Below are 20,598 nucleotides of genomic sequence, written 5' to 3' on the forward strand. Positions count from 1 at the left end.
CCACCGCTCATGCTGACATCTCCTGGGCATAGACATCGCGTCGCAGTTCCGCGACATCCGGATACGGACTGGACATCGCAAACTCCAGTGCTTCGTCGATTTCCTGATCGATAGCGGACTCCATCAGCGACAATTCATCATCGGTCGCGTAGCCGTTCTCGATGAGCCACGCCCGATAGTTCGGCACCGGGTCGCGCTCCATCGCCGCTTCCTTTTCTCCGTTGTCCATATAACCGTCGGCGTCGCCGAACACGTGGCCGTGGAAACGGAAAGTCATCGCCTCGATCAGAGTCGGACCGTCTCCCGCTCGCGCACGGTTCACGGCTTCGGATGCCGCACTCCACATGGCCAACGGATCATTTCCGTCGACATGGAGGCCGGGCATCGAATAACCGCTCGCCCTGTCCGCGATGCGAGCGACCGAAGTCCCTGCTGCATATTTCGTGTGCTCCGCGTATCCGTTGTTTTGGCACACGAAGATGACCGGCAGCTTCCAGACCGACGCGAGATTGAGTGCCTCGTGAAACGCACCGATATTGCTTGCTCCGTCGCCGAAATAGGCGACCGTCACACGCTTGTCGCCGCGAATTTGCGCGGCAAGCGCCAGGCCGTTCGCAATCGGCATGCTGCTGCCGACGATGCCGGTGGTCACCATCACGCCGCTTTCCGGATGCGTGACGTGCATCGGCCCGCCTTTTCCCTTGCATGTGCCGGTCGCCTTGCCCGCGAGTTCGGCCCACAAAAGCTTCGCGGGAACCCCTTTGGCAAGCATGTCGTGCACGCCTCGATAGATCGTGCAGATGTAATCCTCGTGGGACAGATGCACCGAAATTGCCGACGGAATCACTTCCTGGCCACGGGGCGAGTAGTAAGGCATCACCAGCTTGCCTGACTTGATCACGGACCGGAATCGCTCATCGTTCTGCTTGATCAGCGTCATCTTCCGGTACATGTCGACCAACGTTTTCCGGTCAGGTACAACTTGCTGTCGACTCATCATTGACCTCTCAATTGATCCAGCTGAATGACTGGAGATGGTTTTACGCAACGGACATTCCTGAGAAAGAAATAGGACAAGGCCGGAATCAGGACGAGAGCGCCCACCATGTTCCAGAGGAACATGAAGGTCAGCATGATTCCCATGTCGGCCTGGAACTTGATCGGAGACCACGCCCACGTGACGACCCCCGCCGCCAACGTAACGCCGACCAGACCGACCACCTTTCCGGTAAAGCCGACGGCCTTCTTGTAGGCCTCCGACAGGCTTTCTCCCTGCCGCTGATGAGCAAGTTGCACACTCAGCAGATAGAGTGCGTAGTCGACGCCAATGCCGACACCTAGTGCAACGACGGGCAAAGTCGCGACCTTCACGCCAATTCCGAGCTGGGCCATGATCGCTTCCGCGAGCAAGGACGTGAGTACCAACGGCAGCACGGCGACCACCACCGCGCGCCAATTGCGGAAAGTCAGCGCGCACAGGAGTACGACCGCACCATAGACATAGAGCAACATCGTCTGATTTGCCTGCTTGACGACGATGTTCGTTGCCGCGTCAACACCTGAGTTGCCCGCCGCAAGCAGGAACTTGCGATCACTCGTATCGTGTGCGGCGGCAAAGGCGCTCACGGCCTGCGTTACCCTGTCGAGCGTAGCGGCCTTGTGATCCGACAGATAAGCAATCACCGGCAGCACGGAGCAATCGCCATTCAGGTACTCGGAGTTCCACGACACCGCGTTGTTGATCTGAGGGTCGATCAATCCCTGGCTCTCGCTGATCGTCATCCATTTCGGATTACCGTCGAACGAACCCATCGTGTACGACCGGACCGTATCCCCGAGCGACGAGGTTTGCTGCACGCCGGGCAGCTGGGCGAGCGTCCACGCGAGGCGATCGGCCTCCACCAGGTTTTCGTATGTGCCGCATTTACCATTGGGCGTCTTGACGATGACAGCGAACTCGTCGCTCGAGATACCGTAGTGTCCGGTGACGAATGCGTTGTCGACGTTGTATTGCGATTTCGGCCGGAGTTCCGGTGCGCCCGCGTCGAGATCGCCCACCTGCAATTTTTGCCCGCCGATGTATCCGACGACTGCGAGGACGATTGCGACAAGCACGGCCGAAACTGCCCAGCCTCGCTCGGTAAAGCGATCGAGAAGACTCCAGATATGGCCGAATCCGCCACCGCTCGATTCCTGCTGATTCTCCCTGAGCGCACGTTTGGCCGCCCTGTTGCTGACGCCAACGTACGACAGCAGCACCGGCAACAAAATCAGGTTCGTGAAAATCAGCACGCCCACGCCGAGGCTGGCCGTCAACGCCAGTCCTCGAATGACCGGAATATCGATTACCGTCAGCACTGCGAAGCCGACCGCGTCTGCGAGCAACGCGGTCATGCCGGCGAAGAACAGACGACGGTACGTATAGCGAGCGGCCACCCACTTGTGCGTTCCGCGGCCGATGTCGAGCATGATCCCGTTCATTTTCTGTGCGCCATGCGAAACGCCAATGGCGAATACCAGGAACGGCACAAGAATGGAGAATGGATCCAGCCCTCGCCCAAGGAGTACGACAATGCCGAGCTGCCAAATGACTGCGATCAGCGAACATGCGACGACAAGGATCGTGCTCCGCATGCAATGCGTAAAGAGAAAGATCACGCAGGTGACGACAGCCGCCGCGGCCACGAAAAAGTACATGACCTTGCCGAGTCCGTCGATCAGATCGCCGACCAGCTTTGCGAAGCCGACAACATGAATGCGGACCTGCGGCTTGCCATCCGGCCCTGGTACGCTGTATTTCGCGCGGATCTTGTCCAGACTGACCGACAGCGCATGGTAGTCGATCGGCTTGCCTTCCGAATCTTTGGCCAGCAGCGGTACGACGATCATGCTCGAACGATAATCGTTCGCGACCAGGCTTCCCACCACACCCGCACGGGCAATATTGATTCTGAGTTGTTCAATGGATTGCTGCGAGCCATTAAATGTATTCGGCAAGACCGGCCCGCCTACGAACCCGTCCTCCGTCACCTCGGTCCATCGTACGACCGGCGTGAAAATCGACTTCATCCACGCACGGTTCACGCCCGGCAGCAAAAAGACTTCATCGTTGACTTTTGCCAGCGTATCGAGATACGCCGGATCGAAGATATCGCCGCGCGGATTCTCGACGGCAACACGAATGGTGTCACCCAATCCGCGCAATTCGCCGCGATTTTCAAGAAAATTCCTGATGTACGGGTGAGCGCGAGGAAGCATGCTCTCGTAACTTGCGCTGACAGTCAGTCCTCGCAATTGAAATGCAAAAAATGCAGTCGCCACGATGCAGCCGATCACGACCCATATTCTGTTATTAAATATGAGTCGCTCAAGAATATTTCCGGATTTCCCGTCAAAATCTTTTGGATCTTTGACGACTGCCATCGAGTCGGTACTGTGCTTTGTCGCCATGATATTCAAGCCTATCTTGCGAAATTCGATTATTGAGCGGGTTTGCCGCCGGCGACGCCGAGCACCGACAACGATTCCACCCGTACCCCAACGGGCCCCACCAGCACGAGCTCTCCCTGGAGTCCTGCGCCAACGCCGAAGTACGGCATCGGGTGACTGAACTTCACCGCTTCAAAGGATTTGCCGCCGTCGCGGCTGTAGAGCGCAAAACCGGCCTGGTTGACGAGAAGCAGCCTGGATCCGCTGGCGTCCAATGCGACGCCCCCGGTTATCCCGGCCTCGCCTGGTGCGGAAACCCTGTCCCAGCTTGTTCCGCCATCGCTGCTGCGAAAGATCGTGCCGCGCATGCCAAACACGAAAATATTCGAGCCTGCGAGAACAGAACCGAACAGGGTTCCCTTGTACGGCGTCTGCATGGGCACGAGCCGTTCTTTCGCCGGATCGATCAGCCATACCATTCCCTGCTCGCCCGTCAGCAACGTGCGTGTGCCATCGCTTCGAATCGAATAGAAATGGAATTCGCGCGGATTTTCAGTACGCTCCATCCACGGTGTCCAGGTCTTTCCACCGTCTTCGGTTCGGAAGATCCGATTGAACGTCCCCACAACAAACCCGGTCGTGTCGCTGTCGAAATGGACATCGAGCAACGCCTGGGTGCTGCCATCCGTGCCAAGCGCCTTTGCCTGCTCGTACGCATGCCTGACCTCAGGAGACGGATCGCGGTCGGCCATCTTCTGGTAGTAGTCGAGCGTCAGCGCGGAGAAGCGCGCGCCGTCCATCTGTTTGACCCAGGTGGCGCCAGCGTCCGACGTATGCACGACGACGCCACCGTGCCCGACCGCCCAGCCCTGCTTGTCACTGGAAAAGGACAACGCGACAAGATCGGTGCTGACAGGCACGCTGGCCTGCTTCCACGACTTCCCGTCGTCATCCGAATAAACGATGTCTCCGCGCAACCCGACCGCCACGATTCGCGTACCCGCATGTGCCGCAGCGAGGAGCGGCGAACGCGCGGCCAATGCGCTCTTCATCGCCGGTGTCGACACCGGGTTTTCGAAGGCTAACGCTCCATGTGCAATAAACGACAACGACGCAAAAAAAATCGCACATGACCGAATGACAAATCGGGATTTCCCGCTTCGGACTGCATAGGAACGACCATTGGAGACGGACACTGACCACCTCTTTACTTTAATGCGCTACGACAATTGGACTTTGCCCGTCGTATGCGATGTCACTGATCACGGAGTGACGGTGAAACGTTTCGCAAGCGAATCGATCGTTCGACGGATACCCTGCCCCCAACGTCAAGTCGGAGGCAGGCATTCGCCAGACTTACTTGATGCCCTCTCCGGCAAGGGCCTCCGGACTGAAATAGACGTCGGGCTTCGATTTGCCCGGCCAGAATCCGGCTCCAGGCGCCGCTGCCGTACCCTGCATGACGTAGTCCCCGGTCACGAGGTCGATATTGACCACCGAGCCATCGTTCCCGCCGTCCTTTTCCCAGTACGTATAGAACGTGTTATATGCTCCGCGATAAAGCTTTCCTGATGCGTCATAGGCCTCCTGCACGCCGGCGCCATAGCTATCCTCATCGAAATAGAACGTTCGACGATGGTAGATGTGTCTGAACTTCGGCTTGACCGTCGAATCGACGACCCATACCCGATGCAGTTCCCAACGGATGCAGTCCGGGTTCGGGAAGTGTTTCGTCGACGTCAGCTTTTCTTCCGGGCAGGTCTTGTAATCCGTCGCGCCAAACGTGTTATAGGCCACGAACTTTTCCGCCTTTCCGACCAGCTTGAAGTCGAAGCGATCCATCGCTCCCAGGAACAACTTGGCATCATCGACGGTTCCGACGCCGCCGTTGGTCGGCTGCGGCGTGTCGTAAGCCAGATCCGGTGCAAGCTTGACGCGACGTTGACCTGGCAGGTACTGGTATGCTCGCCGCCCAATCCCCACTTGATCAATTGCGTCGATCAGCATCAGCTTCTGACCATTCGAACGCGCGGGCGCATAGTCATCCAGGCGAACACGCCAATAAATATCCTTGCTCTCGATCGGCGTCGTCCGTTTGGGATCATAGATCGGGAACGCTTCGACCCCGCGCGATGCGCTGGACAAGAAAGCACTGCCGGACGGCGGTACATGCCATGTGCGGATGTTCTGCTCGATGGACGGAGTGCCATAGAAGAGCAAGTGGTTCCACATAACTTCCTTACCCGTCTTCGGAAGCGGGAACGGTACGCCAGCGTAGCAGCCGTCCAGCCGCAACTCGTCGTCAACCGTCTTGCACGACGTCGCATTCTTCAATGTGTTGTCGAGTACGTACTTCGGATATACCATCGTCCGGTGCGTCGGATAGACATCCATCCGGTAATCCGGGTATTTCTTGAACATCTCCTTCTGAATTTCAGTCAGCTTGTCAGCATAGTTTTTCCAGTTCTGCGCATTAATCGAGAACAACGGCTTTTCATTGAATGGATCGGGGCGCCGGCCCGGTTGATTCGGATCCCAATCTTTCGCAGGCTTGATGCCGTTACCATCGTATGCCGGAATCGTTCCATCCTTGCTCGCGCCCTTCTCCGCGCCGAACAGCGTCAGCGCCGAGCTGCCCAACTGCTTCGCATCCTCCGCATTGACTGCAGCGAAAGCGGACCCGGCAACCGCAACCATCAAAAGCGCGGGCAAAACCCTGATCTTGCTGATCATCTTCCAGTCTCCTAACCGTACTTAAAACGCCGTTTCGAATGTCAACGACACCCAGTTTCTATCCCAATACTTACCCAGCGTCGCATTGCTATACGATGCGACTCCCGCACTGTCGTTACTGTGGAGGGCAAGATTTCCGATATATTTCAAAGAAATCTTGTATTTCTTCTGCACATCGAATGTCAGTCCGGCGCTGTAGCTGCCCTGCCCCTCGTTATTCCCGAACATCACGGGCGAGTTCCCCTTTAAACCGACACTCACAAACAACGGCATGCTCACATTGACACCGGACCACACTTCGTACCAGATAGGTTCGAATTGGGCCGCAATACCCACCGCATTGCGGGTTGGGCAACCGTGATGTGTCGCAACGCCATCGGCCCCACAGTTTTGCGACAATCCGTAATAGAGGTTGAACGGGTCATGCGTTATCGACTTCAGCCCTGCATAGTTGACTTCCGCGGTGAACGTTGCCGAGTCGAACAGCGGTGTCTTGCCAACGTAGCTGATCATGTTCGCCACAGCCGTAACCACGTCGCCTCGGGGAATCCAGTCTGCACTACTGATGTTTTGGGCGATGACGTTGGAAAATGGTGCCACGCTCAATTCGGCATTTGTTCGATAGGTCAGATCCATCCCGAACGAAATCCCTGAAATCTGCTTCGAAAGACTAAACGCGTACATCCTTTCGCGCGGCGCCCGATAATCGAGACCCACATTCAGCGCGCCACCGGACATTCCCCCAATGACCATCTGCGGGAAAGTCGTTGTGTACTGGCGGAAATAAAATCCGGCCGTGCCGTCGAGCCACGAGGGGCGCCATTTCACGGCTAGCCCGAAGTCGCCGGTTTGGTGGTGCGGCTTCTGTGCGCCGATGAAGTTCGCCGGGACACCCAGAAACGGAACGACAGTTCCCCCGCCAAGCGAAAAGAAATCCGCCGGCCCGAAATACGTTCCACCATCGGGCAACCGGGACGGGGACCAATCGAAGAAGTACTGCCCGGCGACCGTAACTTCGGGCGTGACGGCTGCCGAGAAGGAAAACTGCGGGCGCGGCAGGAACAGTTCCTGGGCCTGGGCGCTCGGATCCGTCAACGCTTTCCGAAGATCGACCGGCCCCTGGTTGTAGGCCACGCCGCAGACGAAGCAGAAAATCGACTCGCCCCAATAGATTTCGTGCTGCCCGAGCTTCACATTGACCGGGACATCCCCGATATTGAATTTCGTGAACGCGAACGCATCGAGCAGCTGCCCGGAAGGTCCCCTGTTCCAGCGCGTGATGTAGTCGGTGTACTTGCCCGTGGGGAACGCGTTGAGCCCCTGCGACAGAAAAAGCGAATCGCCCTTCGGCGAGCCCGTGTACGCAGCGTCATACCAACCCGAGCCGCTCAGGCGGATACCCGTATCGTTCTTGTAGACGACGTTCAACTCGGATACGAGGTCCAGACGATTCTGAACAAGGTCGCCGGCCTTTCTAAACTTCCCGTCGGACTGATGCGCCGACACGTCCCCGGCCCCTTTCCCGTTACCGCAGATATCCGGATCGCAATCCTCCGCGCGGATGCCCAATGAGTAACGTATCGTGTTGGTCCATTCCACAGACAGATCCGGAATTCCGGTCTCGAACTGGTATGCATTGCTGACGCCCGGCAACGCGCAGATCGAACCCACGCCGAGCACCTGCATCGCACGCCATGTCTTGCGGAATCTCCCCCTCTTCGCCTTCGCCATCAACGTCTCCTTGAGTCCGGCCGTCGCTCCGCGTCGCTGTGACAGCAAACGCTCCAGCCTTTGTTTTAAGTTAACTGCCCAACACACACCTCCATTGATACGTATGCTGGCATACGGTAATCATGCAGTCAATAGGGTTTGCCTTAGGGATACCGGCTTGCCGACGTATGCGGTCGCCGGATCTCGCGTTGCGTCCGGCCCCCGTCGAAGACACCAGCCGGAGCGATTGCGATGACCATCGTCCGGCGAACTCCGGGGTGACACCGATACTGGCACCTGCATTCGTATTGCAGAATACGTTACGCAACCATCTTATATGCAAGTTGGATTCCGGTCGATCGGGCCGCCAGGTTTCGCGTCGTTCCCGGTGAGTCGCCGGGTCGAATATTTCAGAGATCAAAAAAGGAAAGTCATGACCCACCTGATTGCCGAAATTCAAGCCGCTTATGAACGAGACCAACGCGGGCAGCGCGAAGCGGTAACCGCCGACCACCTGCCCCAGTCCTTCGAGTCGATCTCCGCTCGATGGCTCACCGACGTTCTTTGTCGCAATGTGCCCGGCGCTCAGGTCGTCGGACACACACTGGGCCCCGTCGATACGGGATCATCCAATCGGCGCCGAATCGAAATCCGCTACAACGAAGCCGGAGACGATGCACAACTTCCGCGTATGCTCTTTTGCAAGGCGAGTCATGAGCTCGCCAACCGCATCGTCCTCGGCGTATCGGGCGCTGCTTTCACGGAAGCGCACTTCTATAACCGGATACGCCCCGAGCTCGACATCGAGGCACCCCAGAGCTTCTATGCGCGTTACGATCCCGAATCGTTCAATTCGATGGTCATGCTGGACGACCTGAGCAACACGGCGTCGGAGTTCTGCAATCACAAGACGGTCGTCACGCACGAACGCGCCCGAAGCCAGATGCGGCTGCTTGCCAGGCTGCACGGCACCACGTATTCCCATCCGATCATCCGGGCTGAGCTGGAAAAACTATCGACCTGGCCCGAGTTCTTCCGCAACACCGAAGCCTTCGGCTTACGCGCCGGCTCGACCCAAGGCTTTCTGGCAGCGGAGGAGGTCGTTCCATCCCGTCTGTTTGCCCGCGGTGACGATGTCTGGCCCGCGACCCTCCGAAGCATGGAACTGCATGCGAACGGGTCCCCGTGCCTGTCGCATGGCGACGTGCACCTTAAAAACTGGTATGTCGCGGGCAATGGCGAAATGGGGCTGAGCGACTGGCAATGCGCGACAAGGGGCCACTGGTCGCGTGATCTCGCCTATACGATCTCGTGCGCGCTGACGGTCGAGCATCGCCGCACGTGGGAGCGCGACCTGATCCAGTACTACATCGAGGAATTCCGCGCCGCCGGCGGCCCCGCCGTATCGTTCGATGAAGCGTGGAATGCTTACAGGCAGCAACTCGTCACTGCGCTGACGTGGTGGACCGTCACACTGACGCCGCCATCCGACCTGCCGGACATGCAGCCCAAGGACCTCACGCTCGAATTCATCCGCCGTATCTCCACGGCAATGGACGATGTCGACTCGCTCGACGCGTGATCTCCGGGCCCCCGACCAGGATCGCTCCGCCAATGCGGCAAATTGCGGCCCGCGTGGATATCGAAAGCGATGACGCGAGGCCGCTCACCATGCGACGAGTGGAGGGGCCGGCGATCGAACGATCGCACGATCGCAGAACATGGAATGTCGCGCGCCCGAAGAAGCGCGATGGCCTTGACACGATCTCGGCGATATCCGCATACTTTGTATGCCAGCATACAATATGGATAAAAACTCCACCTGACCCGGCCACCGCGCATCGGCACCGAACCGATGCATGCGGTGACGTTTCAGAGCCCGATTCCCAGTTTCGTCGCGCCTGCAGACCGATATGACCAAAGAAGCCCATCCGACCCAGAATCTGGAGCATATGCTCTGGGTAGCCGACTATCCGTTACATGGAGCTCGCAAGTTTCCGAACCGTCCGGCCATCATCGGCGACAACGATACGGTCACGTATGCCGAACTCGAGCGCAAGAGCGAGACGTTTGTCGATTTCCTGCATGAGCGCCAGATAGCGCCGGGAAGCCGCATCGCCTATCTGGGCAAGAACAGCGAATTGTTTTTCCCTGTCTTCTTCGGCTGTCTGCGCAGCGGCGTGATTCTGGTCCCGATCAACTGGCGCTGTGCGCCCGGAGAAATCGCATTCATTCTTCGGGACTCCGGCAGCCAGTTATTGATCTACGACGCCGAGTTCGCGGAAAAAGTCGCGCAGGCGCTGCCGGAGATTCCCAACCCGCCCCGGCTCCTGATCACGACGTCGGAAGATGGCGATTCGTTGCGCCAGATACTGCTGAGTCATCCAACCTCGAGAGACGCGTCGCGCGAGGGAACCACGGACGCGTGCGCACTGCTGATGTATACGAGCGGCACCACCGGCAGCCCGAAGGGCGTCATGCTCTCGCACAAGGCGCTTTCCATCGCGCGCCACGTCGAAGTGGACTCGCCTGATTGGGCAGACTGGAACGATGACGACATCATCCTTTCCGCGATGCCGAATTTTCACGTGGGCGGATTGTCGTGGATGTTGATCGGATTAATGCGCTCCGTCACTTGCGTGCTGACCGCAGACGCATCTCCGGCCACCCTGTTGCGACTGATGCGCCGGCACGCCGTTACGCGGACCTTCATGGTCCCCACCGTCGTGCGCATGGTCCTCGAGCAAGTCACTACGGATGCGTCCCCTCCGCCGCCGATCAGAACCATTTACTACGGCGCGTCTACGATGGACGTCGCGCTGCTTTCGCAATGCATCGACACGCTCGGTTGCGGCTTCGCGCAATACTTCGGGATGACGGAAAATTGCGGGACGGTCACCTTCCTGCCGCCGCGCGACCACGACGTTCACCGGCCGGAAAAACTTCGGTCCGTCGGCAAAGCGCTACCCGGAATGACCATCGAGATTCGCGATACGACCGGCAGCCCGCTGCCGCCCCACACTCCGGGTGAAATCTGGATTCAGTCGCCCACGCTGACAAGCGGGTACTGGAACAGGCCCGAGGCCACTGAAGCCGTGCTTGTCGACGACTGGTACCGAACTGGTGACGGCGGCTACGTCGACGAAGAAGGCTATTTGTATCTGACCGACCGGATCAAGGATATGATCATTTCCGGTGGCGAAAATGTCTACCCGGCGGAAGTCGAACAGGCGCTGCGCCTGCATCCGGCAGTCAGCGATGTTGCGGTCGTCGGCATTCCCGATCCGACCTGGGGAGAAGTCGTGGCCGCCGTGGTCGAATGGCATGTGGGCGAGTCTGCCAGTCTTGCTGAATTGCGGACCTTCGCGAGCAAGTACATCGCGTCTTACAAGCTCCCCAAGATCCTCGAAAGCGTGTCGAACCTGCCGCGCACGGCCACCGGAAAAATTCAGCGCGTAAAAGTACGCGCGTGCGTCACGGATGGCTTTGCCGACAACAGCAACGACAAATGAGTGTGTCGGTGCGACACCGCAGGCGCGCGTGGAACGGGATCGACCTGTAATGTATAGTAGACTACGATATCTGTTACCTCGGTAACCGGTCCATGATGTGTCGGTGTTTGGCGTGCGCGCCGGACACCGACGACACCGCAAGACCGGAAGAACATATGAAGAGCACTGTGGCCCGGAAGAAAACCGCCTCATCCAGTTTGTCCGTCGTGGGCACCCCGAGTACAAAGGCGTCGGCAAAAACTCACGACGAGGAAAACTGGGACCAGCGTCTCGGCTTTCTGATGCACGATGTATCGCGCTTGCGACGCATCGTTTTCGACGAGTTCATGCGACCGCTCGGCGTGACCCGATCGCAATGGTGGGTGCTTGCGTATCTTTCACGTCACGACGGCATGATCCAGAGCGATCTGGCGAACGTGCTCGAACTCGGCAAGGCCGCGCTCGGCGGGCTGATCGACCGACTCGAAGCGTCGGGCTCCATCGAGCGGCGCCCGGACGACACGGACAGGCGCGTCAAGCGTGTCTATCTGACTCCCGCGGGCGCCCATATCGTGAAGCAAATGCGTCTCAAGAATCATGAGATGAATGAACGCATACTTGCCGGTCTCGAGTACGAGCAAAGACAGAACCTCGCCGACATGCTGATGCACGTCAAAAGGAATCTGGCGTCGCTCAAGCGCGATAGCGAGGCTGGCGGCCTCGAGGATCACGACGGCGCGGACGATTGATTTTCGCGATATAGACTGCAGGTACCCGGTCGGCTCACACACACCCATGAGCCACGGTACCGGCGCGAAAACCTGTGCTCTTCCCGGTGTGATTCCACCGGCCCCCTCCTCCAAGCCACATCCACTGATCGCCAGCGGCTTGCCAACAGCGCTGGCGCTTCCGACCTGACCACCCGTACGTGATCGGTTTCCGCGATCACGTATCCCCGGTCACCCACGCCAATCAAGCGATTCGACAGCGCCTCCGCCTACGCGGGGATGTCGCACGCCCCATGTCACCCCTGCCGCGCGCCTTGACGAATTTTATCAACGTCATGTATCGTATCCATGCATACCTTATCTTGTCATACTTCATCAAGGCAACGTCAATGACATCCACCTCGACGTATGGAATTACCGGATTCGGCGGCTACATTCCGAGACTCCGGATGGAGCGTGCGGCCATTGCCGCAGCACATAACTGGATGGCACCGTCACTGCGGTCACTGGGCAAAGGTCAGCGGGCATTCTGCAGCTGGGACGAAGACAGCGTAACGATGGCGGTAGAAGCGGCACGCGACGTATTGGCGGGACGCCCCCCTCAGAAGCTTTCGGCGCTCTACCTGAGTTCGAGCACGATGCCCTTCGCCGATCTGCAGAACAGTGCAATCGTGGCCGGCGCATTGAACCTTGCGCCCGATCTGCGTACGCTCGATGCCGGCAGCTCGCAGCGGTCAGGCACCTCGGCCTTGCTGAGCGCACTTCGCGCGGCCGACGGTGATGCGTTGCTGATTGCCAGTGAACGTCCGAAGGGCAAGCCGGCCAGCACGCAGGAAATCAACTACGGCGCCGGCGCAGCGGCCTTCACCCTCGGCAGCGAAGATGTCATCGCCACGCTGCTGGGTTCAGCGACCAGGACAACCTTGTTTGTCGATCATTTCCGCGCAAACGGCGCGGAATACGATTACGTCTGGGAAGAACGCTGGATTCGGGACGAAGGCTACATGAAGCTGGTTCCGGAGACGGCCAGGGCCGCGTTGGCACAAGCAAAGGTCACGCCGGGCGACGTCAGGCACCTCGTGATGCCATCGCCGTACAAGGGCATTGCCGGTGCGGTAGCGAAGAAACTCGGGATTCCGGCCGAAGCCGAGGCAACCGGTCTCGACGAGAGTTGCGGGTTTACCGGCGCCGCTCACGGCCTGCTTATGCTCGCTCACGTGCTTGAAAAGGCCGCCCCCGGCGACATCGTGTTGCTGATCGGATTCGGTCAGGGGTGCGATGCAATCGTGCTGCGCGTCGACGATGCCATTCGCGCATTCCGTCCACGCCGCGGGGTAGGCGGTGCGCTCGCCGATGCCCAGCACCATGATGCCTATCTGCGGATGCTCTCCTACGAAGGCGGTATCGCTCCGGAATGGGGCATGCGCGCCGAAAAAAACGTCAAGACCGCGCTGACCGAACAATACCGCTCGAGCGATCAGCTCTCGCATTTCGTCGCCGGTAAGTGCCGTAGTTGCAACACGGTCCAGTTCCCGCAATTGCCCTACTGCGTCACCCCTGGTTGTAACGCGCCGCAACGCAACCTCGATCCGGTTTCGCTCGTCGACGAACCGGCCCGCGTACTCACTCACACCGCCGACTGGCTGTCCTACCATCCCGCGCCGCCTCTCTATGTCGGCTTCGTGCAGTTCGAGAACGGAGCCCGACTCCTGATGGAAGTGGTCGATGTCGGCAAGCAAGGCCTCGATGTCGGCACACCGCTCCGCATGGTGTTCCGCGTGAAGGAAATGGACAAGACCCGAGGCTATCCGCGCTATTTCTGGAAAGCAACGCCGGTGCAGGCATAACAGAGGACAGATCATGGCAACAGGCATCAAGGACAAGGTTGCAATCATCGGCATGGGCTGCTCACGTTTTGGTGAGCGCTGGGATGCGGGCACGTCGGCGCTGCTGGCCGAAGCATTCGACGAAGCGCTGACCGACGCTGGCATCGAACGAAAGCAGATCGACGCCGCCTGGTTCGGCTCGTGCATGGACGCGGTGAATATCGGCAACTCGGCGATTCCCGCATCGATGGCGCTACGTCTTGACGGGATCCCGTTCAGCCGCGTCGAGAACATGTGCGCAACCGGCACGGAAGCGCTGCGTGGCGCCGTCTATGCGGTGGCGTCCGGCGCCGCCGACATCGCGCTTGCGGTCGGCGCAGAGAAGCTCAAGGACACGGGCTACGGCGGCCTGCCGCCGCCTTTCAAGGGTACGTTCAACGACATGTGGATGCCGCTCGGCTCCGCGCCGGCAGGCTTCGCGCAACTCGCGGCCGGTTATCGAACGCGCCACGGCATTTCGAAGGAAGATCTCAAGCGCGCGATCGCGCATGTCTCCTGGAAGAGCCATGAGAACGGCGTACTGAGCCCGAAAGCGCACATCCGCAAAAAAGTCACGATCGATCAAATCCTGAACGCGCCGATGATCGCCGATCCTCTCGGGCTGTTCGACTGCTGCGGCGTCAGCGACGGCGCAGCCGCCGCGATCGTCACCACGCCCGAGATCGCCCGCTCCCTCGGTCGCAAGGATATGGTGACCGTCAAGGCCATTCAGCTCGCGATCGGTTCGGGCGTCGAGACGGCAACGTCGCAGTGGGACGGCAGCTACGTGCGTACGACGCGTGAAGCCGCGAAACGCGCGTACGCCGAAGCCGGCATTACCGATCCGCGCACGCAGCTCGGATTGATGGAAGTGCACGACTGCTTTTCGATTACCGAACTCGTCACGATGGAGGATCTCTTCGTGTCCGGCGACGGGCGCGCGGTGCACGACGTCCTGGACGGCTTCTTCGATCGAGCCGGCGGCGGCGTGCCGTGTCAGGTCGATGGCGGCCTCAAGTGCTTCGGCCACCCGATTGGCGCATCGGGCCTTCGAATGGCATACGAGGTGTACAACCAGTTGCAGGGTCGCGCAGGCGAACGCCAATTGTCCAGCCCGAGCGTCGGCCTCACCCACAACCTCGGCGGCGTTCCTTACCTGGGCATCGCGGCGATCTCCATTCTGGGATTGCGTGGCTGACACCCATCCCGGCCTGCCGAAAGATGCCCGCAGGCCGCCACTCACCATCGATTCGCCGACATGCTGCCTCAAACCAATCGTCAGGTCTTGCTCAAGTCACGCCCCATCGGCATTCCGAAGGCAGAACATTTTGAAGTCGTCACGTCGGCCATCCCGGATTTGCAACCGGGCGATCTTCTGGTCCGCAACGACTATCTCTCCGTCGAGCCAGCGATGCGGGGGTGGGTCAACGCCGCCGCCAACTACGCCGATCCCGTTCCCGTCGGTGCGGTGATGCGCGCTTTCTCGGCCGGAGAGATCATTGCATCACGGCATCCGGACTATCGGGAAGGCGATCTCGTCATGGGGATGCTCGGTTGGCAGGAGTACGCAGTATCGGATGGTCGCGGCATCCGACGGAAGGTCAGGGAGACCGATCTTCCGCTATCGCTTTCGCTGGGCATTCTGGGCATCAACGGCGTGACGGCCTACTTTGCGTTGACCGAGGTAGGCCGACCGCGGGCCGGCGACGTGGTTGCCGTTTCGACAGCCGCCGGCGCCGTCGGATCCGCGGTGGGACAAATCGCGAAACACCTCGGTTGCCGCACGATCGGCATCGCAGGCGGCGAAGCAAAAGCCCGGATGTGCATCGAGGATTTCGGCTATGACGCTGCCGTCGACTACAAATCCCCGCAGTTCGAGCAGGCCCTGATCGATGCGAGTCCTGGTGGAATCGATGTGTACTACGACAACACGTCAGGGCCGATCACCGATGCCGTGCTGCGCCGGATCAACAAGGGCGCACGTGTCGTCGTTTGCGGCACGGCCTCGATTCCGAGCTGGGATCCGTGGCCAAGCGGCCCGCGAGTCGAACGTCACCTGCTCAACAAGGCGGCAATCATGCAGGGCTTTCTTGTCTGGGACTACGAACATCGATACGAGGAAGCCGTTGCGCAACTCGCGAGCTGGGTGCGGGAAAAGCGCTTGCATTTCCGCGAAGACATCGTCGACGGAATCGAGAACGCGCCAGGTTCCATCGACAGTCTCTATCGCGGCGAAAACAGCGGAAAACGATTGATCCGCTTGCACCATTCTTGACATAAGCCAATGAAGTAGCCACTCAATATCGGAGAAGACTCATGAAAATCTGTGAAGGTCGTGTTGCCATCGTGACAGGCGCCGGTCGGGGCCTGGGCCGCGCTCACGCGTTGATGCTCGCCAAACACGGCGCCAAGGTCGTCGTGAATGATCTGGGTTCCGCGGCGAATGGTGTCGGCAGCGACGATACCCCGGCGCAGGAGGTCGTCAACCTGATCAAGTCGATCGGCGGCGAAGCCATCGTCGATCACTCGGACGTCGCGGACTGGAGCGCTGCGTCGCAAATGGTCCGGAACACGATCGAAGCGTTCGGCAGGCTCGATATTCTTGTCAACAACGCCGGCATTCTGCGTGACAGCATGCTCATCAATACGACGGAAGAGGATTGGGATGCGGTCATCCGCGTCAATCTGAAGGGAACGTTCGCACCGATTCACCACGCCGCCAATTACTGGCGCGAACAATCGAAGGCCGGCAAACCGGTGGACGCACGCGTCATCAATACCACCTCGCATTCCGCCCTCTACGCGAACGTCGGTCAAACGAACTACGCAGCCGCCAAGGCCGGTGTGGCAACCATGACGATCGTCGCGGCGCGCGAGCTTGCACGCTATGGCGTTACCGTCAATGGCCTCGCGCCCCGCGCGGAAACGCGCATGACACAAGGTCTCAAGCAATGGACGCCTGAGCAGCTCGAGCGGCGCGACCCCGAGTGGATTTCCGCTTTCGTCACGTGGCTTGCCAGCCCCGCTTCGCGTGCGATCAGCGGCAGGATCTTCGAAGCATGGGGTTACGGCTATTCGGTCGCGGAAAGCTGGCAGCATGGCCCGATCACGCCTGCGACGAAGAACCCGGAAGAGCTCGATAACGCCATTGCCGATATCATCAAGTATTCCCGAAAGAATGCGGGCATCGACCGCGACACGTGGCTCGAGCCGTGAGCTTCGGAGACTTGAAAATGAACGCGCATAAGGCGGTAGATTTGCGCTGACCTGATGCGGGCTTGCAGTCGGCGCCGCTTATGCGGTTCGAGCGACGATTCGACCAAGCCCCACGAAAGTCCGGGCGGGAGACGCCCGCATCATCCCGCCCTCATCGGAGGAAGCGTGCCGTTTCCTTCTTCGACATCGAAGCGCTCATTCGAGATGTCGCATCCTCCACGAAAAGCCTCCTGCATACCAATTACACAATCGCGACGGCAGGCAACCAGATCGATCCGGCATCCCATATCGCCGCCTTCATACCTGAAGCGCGTGAGCGCATCCGCCTATCGATAACGGTTTGTACCGACAGCGCTTGAACGTCAGCTACTGTCGCGCGGGGGCGTTTGCATACGAACAGCCCACGTCGCGGCGCGCACTTGCGAAAGCACATCGATCGACTGTCTCGCCGACTTGCCAAGCGCCCGTCAACGATATAGTATGCATGCAGACGATATGTATACCTTATAAATATCGTCTGCTGATTCCGCTTCGAGACGATACAAAGGAACTTCGTAAATGGCAGGACTCTATTTCGAGCAATTCGAGATCGGTCAACTGTTCCGGCACGACATCCGCCGAACCGTAACCGAGACCGACAATGTGCTCTTCAGCGCAATGACGCACAATCCGGCGGCCATTCACATCGACAAGCAATACGCGAGCGGTACGGAGTTCGGCCGGACACTCATGAACAGCGCGTTCACACTGGGGTTGATGGTCGGCATTTCCGTCGCCGACACGACGCTCGGGACGACCGTCGGAAATCTCGGATGGGACGAGGTTCGCTTTCCCAAGCCGGTATTCGAAGGCGACACGATCCGGGTAGAGACCGTGGTACTGGAGAAACGTCAGAGCAAGTCGCGTCCGGATAACGGAATCGTCGTCTTTCAGCATACGGCGATCAATCAGCGTGACGAGACTGTCGCAACCTGCAAGCGCTCGGCATTGATGTATTGCCTGGGTGCCGCAAGCGCGTAGCCAAGCGAGACCGGGACTCCACCCGCCCCTCTGACCTACAGGCTCCCTGTCATGCGTACCTCACTCGATTCAGAATCGAAAAACCTCATCGAGCAGACTCTGCGCCGATTCCTGATGGACTACTGCGATCCGTCGGCACGCCGTGCGCGGCTCGCAGACGATGTCGTCGATTATCGGCTTCACTGGTCGACACTGGCGGATCTCGGTGTTCTCGCACTTCCGTTCGACGAAGCGTCGGGAGGACTCGGTGGGTCGTCGGCGGATGTCGCCGACGCAATTCGAGTTCTCGCAGGCGGCTTGATTCTCGAGCCGCTCATCGAAGCGGCGGTCATTGCGGGCGGCATCCTGGCCGCGCCAGGCACCTCGGCGAACGCGGACGAATCCGTTGCCAGCCTGATCGACGGCAGCGCAGTGACGGTTCTTCTGGGTGGCAGAAACATCGACGAACTGAAATGCGAAAACACGGATTCCGGTTTGCGGCTTTCCGGGCGGCTACGCGCGGTACCGTACGCGGCCGAAGCAGATCATTGGCTGATCGCCGCCGAATTCGATGACGGAACCCCCGTCATCTGCCGGCTGCGCGCTTCGGACCTGACTGCCACGTTCAGCACTTATCGACTCATGGACGGTCGACCAGCCGCCGACGTCATTCTTGACGATGTCGTCGTTCCGCGCGATTGCGTCCTGCTCGTTGGCGTACCGGCTGGACAGGCACTCCAGCGAGCATCGTTCGAAAGCATCAATGCGTACTGTGCCGACGCGGTGGGTGTCATGGAGCGGTCAGTCGCCGTTACGGGCGAGTACTTGTGCACAAGAATTCAATTCGGTACGCCGCTTGCGAAGTTCCAGGCACTGCAGCATCGCTTCGTGGACATGCACATGGCGTACATGGAGTCGCTCGCCATCTCGCGCAGGCTTGCCACTGCGCTCGATCTCGTGGACGACGTCGAACTTGCATCGCTCGGCGCGGCAACCGTACACGTCATCAGTCGGGCGGCCCGTTCAATCGGTCATGAGGCGATCCAGTTGCACGGAGCAATCGGCGTGACCGACGAGCTCGTCGTGAGTCACTACAACGCGCGGCTCGCCGTACTGGCGAGCACGTTGCAAAACTGGGCCCCGCGGGCGATCGAACTGACGGAGTGAGCCGACAACTCACCGGATCAGACGGGAGGAGCTGCATTGGATAAGCAGATCGAAAATAGCTTTGACGCAACGCTGTTTCGTCAGGAAGTGGCTGCGTTCATACACGACAACCTGTCGCCAGACACACGACATAAAGTCGAGAACGGTCTTTATCTGGACAAGGCCGACTATGTCGACTGGCAGAAAGCGCTGCATCGCCGAGGCTGGTTCGGCGCGACATGGCCAAAGGAACATGGCGGCCAGGCATGGTCGGTACGCAAGGAACACCTGTTCCTGCAAGAGTGCGCGATTCAAGCCGCCCCGCCGATCATCCCGTACGGGGTCAACATGGTCGGACCGGTCATCTACACCTACGGTACTGAAGCTCAGAAACGCCAGTACCTGCCCGGCATTCTCGACAGCAGTACCTGGTGGTGTCAGGGATATTCCGAACCGAATGCGGGATCGGACCTGGCATCGCTCAGAACCTCGGCGGTACGCGACGGCGACGATTACGTCGTCAACGGCACGAAGATGTGGACGACCGAAGCGCACTGGGCGGACATGATGCACTGCCTCGTTCGCACCGAGAGAACCGAGCGAAAACAACAGGGCATCACGTTCCTGCTGATCGACATGAAAACGCCGGGGATTACGGTCGAGCCGATCGTGACGCTGGATGGCGTGCATCACACGAACCAGGTGTTTTTCGACAACGTGCGCGTTCCCGTGGAAAACGTCGTCGGCAACGAAGGAGACGGCTGGAAGCTCGCGAAATTTCTGCTGTCGAGAGAGAGGACGTTCATCGCCGATACCGGAAACAAGCAGCGCATGATCCGGCAGATCAGTGCAACGGTCGACAAATTCGCGCCAACGCTATCGCTCGGGGAACGCGCGGTCATGTACGACCGGCTGTGGAAACTCGAAGCCGACCTGATCGCGCTCATAACACTCGAAAAGTACTACGTCGACGAATGGATGGCCGGACGCGACGACGGCATCGGCGCGTCGATCCTGAAGATTCGCGGAACCGAGCTGCTGCAGGCGATGACTGAATTCTGGCACGACGCGCTGGGCCCCTATGCCGCGTGCTACCACGCGTCGAACAGAAAAGCCGGCGCAGGCCTCAGCGCAGCACAGCCGTGGATTCAGGCCGCATCGGTCAACTACAGCTACCTCTATGCACGCTGCTGGAGCATCTTCGGCGGTTCCAACGAGATTCAACGAAACATCATCGCGGCTTCGCTGCTGCGAGCGTGACCCTTTGCGACACTGGATACA

General features: G+C 59.4%; 15 protein-coding genes. 10 read left to right on the forward strand and 5 right to left on the reverse strand.

The features are described 5' to 3' along the window. Nucleotides 1-7: 7 nt before the first annotated feature. From G3N94_RS16695 to G3N94_RS16715, 5 genes are all read right to left on the reverse strand, one after another. Complete coding sequence (locus G3N94_RS16695; RefSeq protein WP_205793681.1) at nt 8-997, reverse strand: thiamine pyrophosphate-dependent dehydrogenase E1 component subunit alpha; 990 nt, start codon at nt 995-997, stop codon at nt 8-10. Continuing rightward, nucleotides 997-3,450, reverse strand: a complete 2,454-nt coding sequence (locus tag G3N94_RS16700) for an MMPL family transporter (protein WP_205793629.1) — start codon at nt 3,448-3,450, stop codon at nt 997-999. The genes G3N94_RS16695 and G3N94_RS16700 overlap by 1 nt, the downstream gene beginning before the upstream one ends. A gap of 29 nt (nt 3,451-3,479) precedes the next feature. Further along, the gene (locus G3N94_RS16705) at nt 3,480-4,481 is read right to left on the reverse strand and encodes a YCF48-related protein (RefSeq protein ID WP_241021892.1); all 1,002 of its coding nucleotides are present in this window, start codon (nt 4,479-4,481) and stop codon (nt 3,480-3,482) included. A 304-nt stretch (nt 4,482-4,785) separates the two neighbouring features. Next, a complete protein-coding gene (locus G3N94_RS16710) occupies nt 4,786-6,162 on the reverse strand; it encodes a DUF1329 domain-containing protein (RefSeq protein ID WP_205793631.1) in 1,377 nt (458 codons plus the stop codon). A 21-nt stretch (nt 6,163-6,183) separates the two neighbouring features. After that, the gene (locus G3N94_RS16715; RefSeq protein WP_205793632.1) at nt 6,184-7,893 is read right to left on the reverse strand and encodes a DUF1302 family protein; all 1,710 of its coding nucleotides are present in this window, start codon (nt 7,891-7,893) and stop codon (nt 6,184-6,186) included. Nucleotides 7,894-8,305: 412 nt separating this feature from the next. Here G3N94_RS16715 and G3N94_RS16720 point away from each other — a divergent pair, with 412 nt between their 5' ends. The 10 genes from G3N94_RS16720 (at nt 8,306) to G3N94_RS16765 (ending at nt 20,577) form a co-directional block, all read left to right on the forward strand. Further along, nucleotides 8,306-9,454 carry a phosphotransferase gene (locus G3N94_RS16720; RefSeq protein ID WP_205793633.1) on the forward strand — a complete coding sequence of 383 codons (1,149 nt, stop codon included), beginning with the start codon at nt 8,306-8,308 and terminating at the stop codon, nt 9,452-9,454. 331 nt (nt 9,455-9,785) lie between these two features. Continuing rightward, nucleotides 9,786-11,384 carry a long-chain-fatty-acid--CoA ligase gene (locus tag G3N94_RS16725; RefSeq protein WP_205793634.1) on the forward strand — a complete coding sequence of 533 codons (1,599 nt, stop codon included), beginning with the start codon at nt 9,786-9,788 and terminating at the stop codon, nt 11,382-11,384. Nucleotides 11,385-11,539: 155 nt separating this feature from the next. Beyond that, a complete protein-coding gene (locus G3N94_RS16730) occupies nt 11,540-12,112 on the forward strand; it encodes a MarR family transcriptional regulator (RefSeq protein ID WP_241021893.1) in 573 nt (190 codons plus the stop codon). A 272-nt stretch (nt 12,113-12,384) separates the two neighbouring features. Further along, nucleotides 12,385-13,938, forward strand: coding sequence for a 3-oxoacyl-[acyl-carrier-protein] synthase III C-terminal domain-containing protein (locus G3N94_RS16735; protein ID WP_241021894.1), 1,554 nt, complete (start codon nt 12,385-12,387; stop codon nt 13,936-13,938). A gap of 13 nt (nt 13,939-13,951) precedes the next feature. After that, nucleotides 13,952-15,154, forward strand: a complete 1,203-nt coding sequence (locus G3N94_RS16740; protein WP_205793635.1) for an acetyl-CoA acetyltransferase — start codon at nt 13,952-13,954, stop codon at nt 15,152-15,154. 60 nt (nt 15,155-15,214) lie between these two features. After that, nucleotides 15,215-16,231 carry an NADP-dependent oxidoreductase gene (locus G3N94_RS16745; RefSeq protein WP_205793636.1) on the forward strand — a complete coding sequence of 339 codons (1,017 nt, stop codon included), beginning with the start codon at nt 15,215-15,217 and terminating at the stop codon, nt 16,229-16,231. 41 nt (nt 16,232-16,272) lie between these two features. Next, nucleotides 16,273-17,172, forward strand: coding sequence for an SDR family NAD(P)-dependent oxidoreductase (locus tag G3N94_RS16750; protein WP_205793637.1), 900 nt, complete (start codon nt 16,273-16,275; stop codon nt 17,170-17,172). A gap of 558 nt (nt 17,173-17,730) precedes the next feature. Next, nucleotides 17,731-18,192 carry a MaoC family dehydratase gene (locus tag G3N94_RS16755; protein WP_205793638.1) on the forward strand — a complete coding sequence of 154 codons (462 nt, stop codon included), beginning with the start codon at nt 17,731-17,733 and terminating at the stop codon, nt 18,190-18,192. Nucleotides 18,193-18,243: 51 nt separating this feature from the next. Then, nucleotides 18,244-19,338 (forward strand): acyl-CoA dehydrogenase family protein, encoded by a 1,095-nt coding sequence (locus tag G3N94_RS16760; RefSeq protein ID WP_205793639.1) that lies wholly within the window; start codon nt 18,244-18,246, stop codon nt 19,336-19,338. 36 nt (nt 19,339-19,374) lie between these two features. Next, complete coding sequence (locus G3N94_RS16765) at nt 19,375-20,577, forward strand: acyl-CoA dehydrogenase family protein (protein ID WP_205793649.1); 1,203 nt, start codon at nt 19,375-19,377, stop codon at nt 20,575-20,577. The last annotated feature ends 21 nt before the right edge of the window (nt 20,578-20,598 follow it).

The organism is Burkholderia sp. Ac-20353 (assembly GCF_017104785.1).
Classification (GTDB): domain Bacteria; phylum Pseudomonadota; class Gammaproteobacteria; order Burkholderiales; family Burkholderiaceae; genus Burkholderia.